Origin of the sequence: Cupriavidus sp. HPC(L) (genome assembly GCF_000307735.3) — a bacterium.
Taxonomy (GTDB): Bacteria; Pseudomonadota; Gammaproteobacteria; order Burkholderiales; family Burkholderiaceae; genus Cupriavidus.
In genome coordinates, this window is the sequence record NZ_AMPR02000056.1 from 1 (window position 1) to 11,476 (window position 11,476).

General features: G+C 68.2%; 11 protein-coding genes and 1 pseudogene. 7 read left to right on the top strand and 5 right to left on the bottom strand.

Features of this window, described 5'->3' with window-relative positions:
• The 5 genes and pseudogenes from B551_RS26440 to B551_RS04775 all read left to right on the top strand — a co-directional run.
• Positions 1–545: pseudogene (locus B551_RS26440) on the top strand (ABC transporter ATP-binding protein); the annotation flags it as partial.
• Complete coding sequence (locus B551_RS04760; protein WP_006579824.1) at positions 538–1,644, top strand: ABC transporter permease; 1,107 nt, start codon at positions 538–540, stop codon at positions 1,642–1,644. The pseudogene B551_RS26440 and the gene B551_RS04760, both read left to right, overlap by 8 nt.
• A 26-nt stretch (positions 1,645–1,670) precedes the next feature.
• On the top strand, positions 1,671–2,591 hold the full coding sequence (locus B551_RS04765; RefSeq protein ID WP_006579825.1) for an ABC transporter permease: 921 nt from the start codon (positions 1,671–1,673) through the stop codon (positions 2,589–2,591).
• 75 nt (positions 2,592–2,666) lie between these two features.
• Positions 2,667–3,815 (top strand): BMP family ABC transporter substrate-binding protein, encoded by a 1,149-nt coding sequence (locus tag B551_RS04770; protein WP_006579826.1) that lies wholly within the window; start codon positions 2,667–2,669, stop codon positions 3,813–3,815.
• 242 nt (positions 3,816–4,057) lie between these two features.
• A complete protein-coding gene (locus B551_RS04775) occupies positions 4,058–4,351 on the top strand; it encodes a YkvA family protein (protein WP_006579827.1) in 294 nt (97 codons plus the stop codon).
• A 67-nt stretch (positions 4,352–4,418) separates the two neighbouring features.
• Here B551_RS04775 and B551_RS04780 read toward each other — a convergent pair whose 3' ends face one another.
• From B551_RS04780 to B551_RS04795, 4 genes are read right to left on the bottom strand one after another with little or no spacing between them, the layout of a single operon-like run.
• On the bottom strand, positions 4,419–5,393 hold the full coding sequence (locus B551_RS04780; RefSeq protein ID WP_006579828.1) for a quinone oxidoreductase: 975 nt from the start codon (positions 5,391–5,393) through the stop codon (positions 4,419–4,421).
• A 57-nt stretch (positions 5,394–5,450) separates the two neighbouring features.
• Positions 5,451–5,867 carry a methylglyoxal synthase gene (locus B551_RS04785; protein ID WP_006579829.1) on the bottom strand — a complete coding sequence of 139 codons (417 nt, stop codon included), beginning with the start codon at positions 5,865–5,867 and terminating at the stop codon, positions 5,451–5,453.
• A gap of 8 nt (positions 5,868–5,875) precedes the next feature.
• The gene (locus tag B551_RS04790) at positions 5,876–6,664 is read right to left on the bottom strand and encodes an SDR family oxidoreductase (RefSeq protein WP_023263585.1); all 789 of its coding nucleotides are present in this window, start codon (positions 6,662–6,664) and stop codon (positions 5,876–5,878) included.
• A gap of 43 nt (positions 6,665–6,707) precedes the next feature.
• Positions 6,708–7,649 (bottom strand): DMT family transporter, encoded by a 942-nt coding sequence (locus B551_RS04795; RefSeq protein ID WP_006577222.1) that lies wholly within the window; start codon positions 7,647–7,649, stop codon positions 6,708–6,710.
• 337 nt (positions 7,650–7,986) lie between these two features.
• Between B551_RS04795 and upp the strand changes: the two genes are divergently transcribed.
• Entirely contained in the window at positions 7,987–8,637 is a 651-nt protein-coding gene (gene upp / locus B551_RS04800; RefSeq protein ID WP_006577223.1) for a uracil phosphoribosyltransferase, read from the top strand.
• A 222-nt stretch (positions 8,638–8,859) separates the two neighbouring features.
• Here upp and B551_RS04805 read toward each other — a convergent pair whose 3' ends face one another.
• Entirely contained in the window at positions 8,860–10,404 is a 1,545-nt protein-coding gene (locus B551_RS04805) for a helicase HerA-like C-terminal domain-containing protein (RefSeq protein WP_023263586.1), read from the bottom strand.
• A gap of 336 nt (positions 10,405–10,740) precedes the next feature.
• Here B551_RS04805 and B551_RS04810 point away from each other — a divergent pair, with 336 nt between their 5' ends.
• Positions 10,741–11,466 (top strand): YebC/PmpR family DNA-binding transcriptional regulator, encoded by a 726-nt coding sequence (locus B551_RS04810; RefSeq protein ID WP_006577225.1) that lies wholly within the window; start codon positions 10,741–10,743, stop codon positions 11,464–11,466.
• Positions 11,467–11,476 lie beyond the last annotated feature (10 nt).

Sequence of the window (11,476 nt, forward strand, 5' to 3'; positions counted from 1 at the left end):
GGCTCGGCCGCGGCGCGGTGCCCGGCATGAGCCTGGCCGACAATACGCTGCTGTCGCACCAGGACCCGCCCTATGTGCGGCGCGGGCTGGTGTCGCCGAAGGCGGCGGCCGGGCTCGCGGCCGCGATCATCCAGCGCTTTCGCGTCAAGGCCGGCGGTCCCGACGCACTGGCGCGCAGCCTGTCCGGCGGCAACCTGCAGAAGTTCATCGTCGGCCGCGAGATCGAGAGCGGCCCCGGCGTGCTGATCGTCGCGCAGCCGACCTGGGGCGTCGACGTCGGCGCCGCCGCGCAGATCCACAACGAGCTGCTGGCGCTGAAGGCGACCGGCTGCGCGATCCTGGTCGTATCGGAGGAGCTCGACGAGCTGTTCGCGATCTGCGACCGGCTGCACGTGATCGCCAAGGGGCGGCTGTCGCCGTCGATCCCGGTCGAGGATGCCACGCGAGAACAGATCGGCCTGTGGATGAGCGGGCTGTGGCAAGGCGGACCCGGCGGCCAGGACGAAGGCCGGCATGACGTCGCGGAGGCGCGCGCCCATGGCTAAATCGCTCGGCTTCGCCTTCCCCGTTTCGCTGGCCCCGCGCGGCCTGCCGTCGCGCCCGATGGCCTATGCCTCGCCGGTGATCGCGCTGGCGCTGACGCTGGCCTTCGGCGCGCTGCTGTTCGTGCTGCTCGGCAAGGACCCGATGGCCGCGCTGAAGGTCTTCCTGGTCGATCCGGTCAAGGACAAGCGCGCGCTCGGCGAGGTGCTGCTCAAGACCGTGCCGCTGGTGCTGTGCGCGCTGGGGCTGTCGGTCTGCTACCGGGCCAACGTCTGGAACATCGGCGCCGAGGGCCAGCTGATCCTCGGCGGCATCTTCGCCGCGGCGACGGTGCTGTGGTTCGACGTGCCCGGCCATGCGGTCAGCGGCGTCGCGGTGCTGGTGCTCGCTTCGCTCGCCGGCATCGCCGGCGGCATGCTGTGGGCCGGCATCACGGCGCTGCTGCGCGACCGCTTCAACGCCAACGAGATCCTGGTCTCGCTGATGCTGACGTACATCGCGCAGCAGCTGATCCTCTACGTGGTCAACGGGCCGCTGAAGGATCCGCAGGGCATGAATTTCCCGCAGTCCAGGGTGTTCTCGTCGGAGTTCCTGCTGCCCAACCTGATGTCCGGCTCGCGGCTGCACGCGGGCTTCGCCGTGATGCTGGTGCTGGTGGCGGTGATGACGGTGTTCCTGTTCCGCAGCTTCGCCGGCTACCGGCTGCAGGTCGGCGGCACCGCGCCGTCGGCCGCGCGCTACGCAGGCTTCTCGGCGCGCGCCTCGCTGTGGATGGCGCTGCTGATCTCCGGCGGCTTCGCCGGGCTCGCGGGCGCGTTCGAAGTGGTGGGACCGATCGGCCAGCTGCTGCCGTCGATCTCGCCGGGCTACGGCTTTACCGCGATCATCGTCGCCTTCGTCGGCCGGCTGCATCCGGTCGGCGCGGTGTTCGGCGGCATCGTGATGTCGCTGTTCTATATCGGCGGCGAGATGGCGCAATCGCGCCTGGGCCTGCCGTCGGCCATCGGCTGGGTGTTCCAGGGGATGCTGCTGTTCTTCCTGCTCGCCTGCGACAGCCTGATCGACCACCGCCTGCGCTGGCGCGCGGCGGCCGCCCGCTGATCCGGCGGCTCTACCGATATCCGCTCATGGAACAATTCGCTCCCCTTGTCGCCACCGCGATCAATGCCGGCACGCCCCTGCTGCTTGCCGCGCTCGGCCTCTTGATCAACGAACGCGCCGGCGTGCTGAACCTCGGCGCCGAAGGCATGATGCTGGTCGCCGCGGTGTTCGGCTTCATGGTCGGCTACCAGACCCAGTCGCCGCTGCTCGGCTTCGTCGCCGGCGCGCTGGCCGGCATGGCGATGGCCACACTGTTCGCGTGGCTGGCGCTGGTGCTGGCCACCAACCAGGTCGCCACGGGCCTCGCGCTGTCGATCTTCGGCACCGGCCTGTCGGCCTTCATGGGCCAGCGCTTCGTCGGCCATGCAATGCCCGCGCAGGGCAGCAAGGTGCCGGTGCTGGGCGACCTGCCCTTCGTCGGTCCGGCCTTCTTCCAGCATCACTGGATGGTCTATGCCAGCGTGCTGCTGTGCCTGGCCATCATGTGGTTCCTGTTCCGCACCCGCGCCGGGCTGACGCTGCGCGCGATCGGCGAATCGCCCGAGTCGGCGCACGCGCTCGGCTATCCGGTGCGCTGGATCCGCTTCGCCGCGCTGCTGTTCGGCGGCGGCTGCTGCGGTCTGGCCGGCGCCTATCTGTCGCTGGTCTATACGCCGATGTGGGTCGAGAACCTGGTCGCCGGGCGCGGCTGGATCGCGCTGGCGCTGACCACCTTCGCCACCTGGCGGCCCGGCCGCGTGCTGGTCGGCGCCTGGCTGTTCGGCGGCGTGACGATCCTGCAGTTCTACCTGCAGGGCATCGGCGTGTCCGCGCCGTCGCAGATCCTGTCGATGCTGCCGTACGCGGCCACCATCGTCGTGCTGGCGCTGATCTCGCGCAATCCGGCGTGGATCCGCCTCAATATGCCGGCGTCGCTGGGACGGCCATTCCGCCCCGGCAACGCCTGACCCATTTCCCGCAAGCGTTTTCCAGCAAGAGCCAACGCGCGTGTCCATTCGCGCATTCAACACAAGGAGAAATCGATGATCGTCACGCGCAGGAAGTCCCTCGCGACGCTGGCCGCCACCACGCTGCTGGCGGTCGCCACGCTGGCCGGCTGCGGCAAGAAGGAGGCCGAGCAGCCCGCACCGGGCGCGGCTTCCGCACCGGCCGCCGGCCAGGCGGGCGAGCCGCTGAAGGTCGCCTTCGTCTATATCGGACCGGTCGGCGACGCCGGCTGGACCTATGCGCACGACCGCGGCCGCAAGGCGGTCGAGGAGAAATTCGGCGACAAGGTCAAGACCACCTATGTCGAGAACATCCCCGAATCGGCCGCCGATGCCGAGCGCGTGTTCCGCGACCTGGCCAGCCAGGGCAACAAGCTGATCTTCGGCACCACCTTCGGCTACATGGAATCGATGCTGAAGGTCGCCAAGGAATTTCCGGACGTCCGCTTCGAGCATGCGACCGGCTTCAAGACCGCGGAGAACGTGGCCCAGTACGACGTGCGCACGTATGAGGGCGCGTACCTGGCCGGCGTGGTCGCGGGCAAGATGAGCAAGACCGGCAAGATGGGCGTGGTCGCGTCGGTGCCGATTCCCGAGGTGATCCGCAACATCGACTCGTTCGCGCTCGGCGCGCGCAGCGTCAATCCGAACGCGACCGTCAAGGTGGTCTGGGTCAACAAGTGGTTCGATCCGGGCAAGGAGCGCGAGGCCGCGACCACGCTGATCGGCCAGGGCGTCGACATGCTGATGCAGAACACCGACTCCGCCGCCGTGGTGCAGACCGCGCAGGAAAAGGGCGTGCACGCATTCGGCTGGGACAGCGACATGAGCAAGTTCGGTCCGAAGGCCCATCTGGCGGCGTCGGTGATCTCGTGGGGCGTCTACTACAACAAGGTGGTCGGCGACGTGCTCAGCGGCACCTGGACCAACGGCACCACCTGGTGGGGCCTGAAGGAGAACATGATCGACCTGACCGGCTTCAACGCCGATGTGCCGGAGGACGTCAAGGCGCTGGTCGCCGAGCGCCGCCGCGGCATCATCGAGGGCAGCGCGCCGATCTGGAAGGGCCCGATCAAGGACAACACCGGCAAGGAACAGCTCGCCGAAGGCCAGGTGGCCGACGACAAGTTCCTGCACGGCATCAAGTTCTATGTCGAGGGTGTGGAGGGGCAGATTCCGGGTTGATCGGGACCCTCTGCTGCCGACGTCTGACCTCTGCCGCTTGTTTGCTCCCTCTCCCGCAAGCGGGAGAGGGGAGCAAACCCGCCCTTCCGCAAACCCTCCCTTCCGCAGACCCTCCCCTCCTGCTTTAAGTCTTTCGCCACATCCGCCCTCGGGAACTTGAACCGCGGCGAACCGGCCCAAGCTATCCTGTTGTCGTGCCGCGCATTTCGAGCCGCGGGTGCACAGTGTGAAGGAGGCCTCTCATGTGGAAACGATTCTCGGCGCTTTGGACGCTCGCGCGGCGCGATGGGCGCCTGCTCTGGCATGCGCTGCGGCATCCGGACGCGCCCGGCTGGCTCAAGCCGGCGGTGATCGGCGTGGTGCTGTACGCGCTATCGCCGATCGACCTGATCCCGGACGTGGTGGCGGGACTGGGCATCGTCGATGACCTGGTGTTGATCCCGCTGGCCGTACACCTGATCCTGAAGCGCCTGCCGCCGCACATCCTGCGGCAAGCGCAGATGCGCACGCAGTCGACCACGGTCAGGCCGCACTGACCTCGAAGGAAAAAAACAAAGGGCGCCACTGAACTGGCGCCCTTTTTCGTTGCAACTTGCGACGAGCTTACGGAATCAGCACGGTCGAGCCGGTGGTCTTGCGCGCCTCCAGCTCGCGATGCGCCTGCGCGACCTCGGACAGCGGATAGCGCTGGCGGATCTCGATCCTGACCTTGCCGCTGCGCACGATGTCGAACAGCTCGGCCGCCATCGGCTCGAGCAGCTCGCGCTGCGTCACATAGGTCATGATGGTCGGCCGCGTCAGCTTCAGCGAGCCCTTGGCGCCCAGCACCGAGATATCGACCGGGGGCACCGGGCCGGAAGCATTGCCGAAGCTGACCATGGTGCCGCGCGGCGCCAGGCAGTCCAGCGAATCGTTGAAGGTGTCCTTGCCGATCGAGTCGTAGACCACGGCCACGCCCTTGCCGCCCGTGATCTCCTTGACGCGGTCCAGGAACGACTCGCGCGTATAGACGACGGTATGGTCGCAACCATGCGCGCGCGCCAGCGCGGCCTTGTCGTCGTTGCCGACGGTGCCGATCACGGTGGCGCCCAGCGCCTTCAGCCATTGCGACGCGATCAGGCCGATGCCGCCGGCGGCGGCGTGCAGCAGCACGGTGTCGCCCGGCTGCACGCGGTAGGTGTCGCGCACCAGGTACTGGACGGTCATGCCCTGCAGCATCATCGCGGCGGCCTGCTCGAACGAGATATCGTCCGGCAGCTTGACGACGATATCGGCCGGCATCACGCGGACCTGCGCATAGGCGCCGGTGGGACGCCCGGCATAGGCGACGCGATCGCCCTCGCGCAGATGCGTGACGCCCGGCCCGACCGCCTCGACCACGCCGGCGCCTTCCATGCCGATCCCGCCGGGCAGCGGCTGCTTGTAGAGCCCGGTACGGAAATAGACGTCGATGTAGTTCAGGCCGACCGCCTCCTGCCGGATGCGGATCTCGCCCGGGCCGGGCTCGCCGACCTCGGCGTCGACCCACTGCATCACTTCAGGACCGCCGTTCTCGAAGATGCGGATGGCTTTGCTCATGGTTCGGTTCTCCTTGGGGATGATCGGATGGAAGCGCCGCGGCGATGCCGCACCGGCTCAGGCCGCCGGCGCCTCGGCGCGCCGCCGCATCTCGGCGATCAGCATGTCGGCGGTCGCCACATTGGTCGCGCACGGCACGTCGTGCACGTCGCAAGCGCGCACCAGCGCGTTGATATCGGGCTCGTGCGGCTGCGGCGTCATCGGGTCGCGCAGGAAGATCACCGCGGCAACCCGGCCCTCGGCCAGTTGCGCGCCGATCTGCAGGTCGCCGCCCCACGGGCCCGACAGCATGCGCGTGACGGACAGCCCGACCTCGTCGATCAGCCGGCCGCCGGTGGTGCCGGTGGCCAGCAGCTCGCAATGCACGAGGAAGTCGCGGTGACGGCGGGCGAAGGCGACGATATCGTCCTTCTTGCGGTCGTGCGCGATCAGCGCGATGCGCGGCGGAACCGCGGCGACAGGGGTGGTCGTCATGCGCGCGCTCAGAAGGTGCCGGGGTAGGCGCCGCCGTCCAGCAGGATGTTCTGCGCGGTGATGTAGGCCGCCTGCTTGCTGCACAGGAAGGCGCAAGTCGCGCCGAACTCGGCCGGGTCGCCGAAGCGGCGCGACGGGTTCTGCGCGGCGCGGCGCTGCGCGACCTCGTCGACGGTCAGGTTGGCCTTCTTCGCCGCGCCTTCCATCGTCTTGTACAGCCGGTCGGTATTGAACGGCCCCGGCAGCAGGTTGTTGATGGTCACGCCGTGCTGGGCGACCTCGCGCGCCACGCCGGCGACAAAGCCCGTCAGGCCCGAACGCGCGCCGTTGGACAGGCCCAGCACATCGATCGGCGCCTTGACCGCGCCGCTGGTGATGTTGATGATGCGCCCCCACTTGCGCGCGATCATGCCGTCGACGGTGGCCTTGATCAGCTCGATCGGCGTCAGCATGTTGGCGTCGAGCGCGGCGATCCAGTCCTCGCGGTTCCAGTCGCGGAAGTTGCCGGGCGGCGGACCGCCGGCGTTGTTGACCAGGATGTCGAGGTCGCCGAGCTTGGCCGCGGCGTCGAGCGCCTGCTGGCGGCCTTCCGGCGTCGTGATGTCGGTCGCCACCGCGATCACGCGGCGGCCATGGCGCGCGCGCAGGTCGGCGGCGGCCTTGTCCAGCGCCTCGGCGCCGCGCGCGACGATCACCACATCGACGCCCTCGGCGGCCAGCGCATCGGCGCAGGCAAAGCCCAGGCCCTTGCTCGCGCCGCACACCAGCGCATGCTTGCCTCGCAGTCCGAAATCCATGCTCCCTTCTCCTTGATTCGCTAGTTTGTATTCACGCCTGTGTTCAAGCCCGCGCGGCCTTGCCGCGCGACAGCAGATAGATGCCGCCCATCACCAGCGCGCTGCCGGCCAGCTGCACCACGGTGATCGGCTCGCCCAGCAGCCAGAAGCCGAGGAACAGCGTCGACACCGGACCGATCATGCCCGCCTGCGAGGCCATCGGCGCGCCGATGCGCGCGACCGCCATCATCGTCAGCGACACCGGCAACACGGTGCAGAACACCGCGTTGATCACGGACAGCCACATCACCGGCGCCGGCTGCAGCAGTTCGCCCCAGGGGCGTCCCAGCACCAGATATTGCACCACGCAGCAGGCGGTCGACACGCACATCGCATAGGCGACCAGCCGCAGCGAGCCGATGCGCGCCACCAGCTCGCCGCTGGCGATCAGATAGACCGCGTAGCTCAGCGCGCTGCCGAGCACCAGCGCGGCGCCAAGCCACACCTGGCTGCCGCTGACGTCGAGGTCGTGCGCGAGCACCAGCACGATGCCGGCATAGGCCAGCAGCAGCGAGATCCATTGCTGGCGGCTGATATGGCGCTTGAAGCCGAAGGCGGTCGCCAGCACGACGAAGGACGGCGTCAGGAACAGGATCAGCCGCTCGAGCCCCGCGGTGATGTACTGCAGGCCGAGGAAATCGAGAAAGCTCGACAGGTAGTAGCCGATGAAGCCGAGCATCAGCACGCGGGCGCGATCGCTCCACGACAGCGGCGGCAGCCGCATCGACTGCCACCAGCCGATCGCCATGAACAGCGGCACCGCGAACAGCATGCGCAGCGTGATCACCATCACGGCGTCGACGTTGTAGCGGTACATCAGCTTGGCGACGATGGCCTTGCCGGAGAACAGCACCGCGCCGATCGCGGCGACGGCAAGCCCGGTGCGCTGCCGCGCGCCGGCGGAAGCGCTGGCGGGGCTGGCGAGGGATTTCTGGGAAGCGGGCACGGGTATGGTGCAAACAGCCTGTCCGCGCAGGGCCGCCGACAGGCGGGCGCGGCAATGGCATGACATCGGAAATGTTTGGGATTGCCGCCCGACAATGCCGCCGGACAGACGCGAGGATTGTATGTCAAAAGGCGCAAAGGCATCGGATGGCGGCCATGTCGTCCCCGCGCAGGCGGGGACCCAGCGTCTTGATCGCCGCCAGGGCGCAAAGTCACTGGGTCCCCGCTTGCGCGGGGACGACATGGAGTCGATCCATTACAATCCCGCACCAACGACCTGCCGACCGAACCCCGCGCCCGATCCAGGCCCCGTCCTTCCCGCCCTGCCGCTACCCGCCATGAAGCAAGATCCGCGTTTTCCCAATCTGTTCATCCTCGACCACCCGCTGATCCAGCACAAGCTGTCGCACATGCGCGACCGCGACACGTCGACGCGGACCTTCCGCGAGCTGCTGCGCGAGATCACGCTGCTGATGGGTTACGAGATCACGCGCAGCCTGCCGCTGACGACGCGCCATATCGACACGCCGCTGGTCAGCATGGACGCGCCGGTGATCGCCGGCAAGAAGCTGACCATCGTGCCGGTGCTGCGCGCCGGCGTCGGCATGAGCGACGGCCTGGTCGAGCTGATCCCGTCGGCGCGGATCGGCCATATCGGCGTCTATCGCGACGAGCATCATCGTCCGGTCGAATACCTGGTGCGGCTGCCCGACCTGGAGGACCGCAGCTTCATCCTGTGCGATCCGATGGTCGCCACCGGCTATTCGGCGGCGCACGCGGTCGATGTGCTCAAGCGCCGCGGCGTCAAGGACGAGGCAATCACCTTCGTCGCGCTGGTGGCGGCGCCCGAGGGCGTCGAGGTCTTCCAGAAGGCCCACCCGAACGTCAAGCTGTACGTGGCCTCGCTCGACAGCCATCTGGACGAGCACGCGTATATCGTGCCGGGGCTGGGGGATGCGGGAGACCGGTTGTTCGGTACCAAGAACTGAGGCGGAGGGGTTGGGGAGGCGCCTTGCCCTCTCCCCAACCCTCTCCCGCAAGCGGGAGAGGGAGCCACCCCACAGATGTTGAAACGCCGCCGGTTTTTTCTTCTCTGCTTCACGCGAGCGGGACAGGGCAGTCCGTTCCACGAACATCGAAGCGCCACCCGGTTTTCTCTCCCCTCTCCCGCTTGCGGGAGAAGGGCCGAGGGGAAAGGGCAACGTTCCTCGCTACCGGCGCTTGCGCCCCGATCCCAGCAGGCTGCCGAGCACGCCGCGGATCAGTTCGCGACCGACCTGCGAACCCATGGTGCGCGCCGCCGACTTGGCCATCGATTCGAGGATCGAATCGCCGCGGCCGCTCTTCCCGGTGCCGCGCGTCAGTCCGCCGAACAGATCGCCGGCCTCGTCGAGCCAGCCGCGATCGCCGGCCTGCTGCTGCGCGGGCTCGCTTCCTGCCTGCCCGCCGTTCCGCGCACCAGCCTGCGCATCCGCGTCCTGCACGGCCCTGCCCTTGAGCCGCTCGTAGGCCGATTCCCGGTCGACCGCCTTCTCGTAGGTCCCCGCCACCAGCGACGACGCCAGCAGCTGCTTGCGCTCGGCCTCGTCGATCGGACCGATGCGGCTGCCCGGCGCCAGCACCCAGGCGCGCTGCGTGATGCCGGGCGTGCCCTTGGCGTCGAGCAGCGAGATCAGCGCCTCGCCGACCGCCAGCTCGCCGATCGCCTTCTCCACATCCAGCTCGGGATTGGCGCGCATCGTCGTGGCGGCCACCTTGACCGCCTTCTGGTCGCGCGGCGTGAACGCGCGCAGCGCATGCTGGACGCGGTTGCCGAGCTGCCCCAGCACGGTGTCCGGAATATCGATCGGATTCTGCGTGACGAAGTACACGCCGACGCCCTTCGAACGGATCAGCCGCACCACCTGCTCGATCTTCTCGAGCAGCGCCTTCGGCGCGTCGTTGAACAGCAGATGGGCCTCGTCGAAGAAGAACACCAGCTTCGGCTTGTCGAGGTCGCCGGCCTCGGGCAGCTTCTCGAACAGCTCGGACAGCAGCCACAGCAGGAAGGTCGCGTACAGCCGCGGCGCGTGCAGCAGCTTGTCGGCGGCCAGGATATTGACCATGCCCAGGCCCTTGTCGGTCTGCATGAAGTCGTCCAGGTTCAGCATCGGCTCGCCAAAGAACACGTCGGCGCCCTGCGATTCGAGCGCGACCAGGCCGCGCTGGATCGCGCCGATCGACGCGGCCGAGATATTGCCGTACTCGGTGGTGAACTGCGACGCGTTGTCGCCGACGTACTGCAGCATCGCGCGCAGGTCCTTGGCGTCGAGCAGCAGCAGCCCGTTGGCATCGGCGATGCGGAACACCAGGTTCAGCACGCCCTGCTGGGTGTCGTTGAGCTCGAGCATCCGCGACAGCAGCAGCGGGCCCATGTCGGACACGGTGGCGCGCACCGGATGGCCCTTCTCGCCGAACACGTCCCACAGCGTGGTCGGGCAGGCGCCCCAGACCGGCTCGGGCAGGCCCAGGTCGGCCAGCCGCCTGGCCAGCTTGTCGGACAGCTGGCCCGGCTGCGAGATGCCGGTCAGGTCGCCCTTGACGTCGGCCATGAAGACCGGCACGCCGAGCCGCGAAAAGCCCTGCGCCAGCGCTTGCAGCGTCACGGTCTTGCCGGTGCCGGTGGCGCCGGTGATCAGGCCGTGGCGATTGCCCATCTGCGGCAGCAGGGCCAGTTCGTGCTGGGCGTTCTTGGCGATAACGATGGGGTCGGCCATGCTGGGGCTCCGGTGGATGACGAGGCGATGACGATGCGCTGATGAAGCGATGGTGCGGCTGGTGTTGCGCCATTCCGGCCGCCTTGCACCGGCACGGCAAGGGCCGGGCCGGCGGTCTGGCGCGCGGGGGCGCGTGATAAAATCCCGGGCTGATTATATCCAGCAGTGATTGCCAGCAGTCATGGCCTGCCGCTGATGATTCCATCACCCGGCGCGTGCATCGCAACAAGCCGTGGGCGTCTTCGAACGTCCGCCGGCCCGGCCGCCAACCGTCGGCCATGCTGCCCTTGCCGCGCTGCACGCGCCTCGCGTACCTGTTCCGCCTCGGAGAGAAACATGGCCGGTCATTCCAAATGGGCCAATATCAAGCATAAGAAAGCCGCCGCCGACGCCAAGCGCGGCAAGATCTGGACCCGCCTGATCAAGGAAATCACCGTTGCCGCCAAGCTTGGCGGCGGCGATCCCGACTCCAATCCGCGCCTGCGCCTGGCCATGGACAAGGCCACGGACGCCAACATGCCGAAGGACAACATCCAGCGCGCGATCCAGCGCGGCGTGGGCGGTCTGGAAGGCGCCAGCTACGAGGAAATCCGCTACGAGGGCTATGGCCTGTCGGGCGCCGCGATCATCGTCGATTGCCTGACCGACAACCGCACCCGTACCGTCGCCGAAGTGCGCCACGCCTTCTCCAAGCACGGCGGCAACATGGGCACCGAGGGTTCGGTGGCATTCATGTTCACGCATTGCGGCCAGTTCCTGTTCGCCCCGGGCACGCCCGAGGACAAGCTGATGGAAGCGGCGCTCGAAGCCGGCGCCGACGACGTCGTGACGCATGAGGACGGCGCGATCGAGGTCACCTGCCCGCCCAACGACTTCGGCGCCGTCAAGGCGGCGCTGGAAGCGGCCGGCTTCAAGGCCGAGGTCGCCGACGTCGTGATGAAGCCGCAGAACGAAGTCAGCTTCAGCGGCGACGATGCCGTCAAGATGCAGAAGCTGCTTGACGCGCTGGAAAATCTCGACGACGTGCAGGAAGTCTTCACCAACGCGGTGATCGAGGACTGAGCCGGCGCCT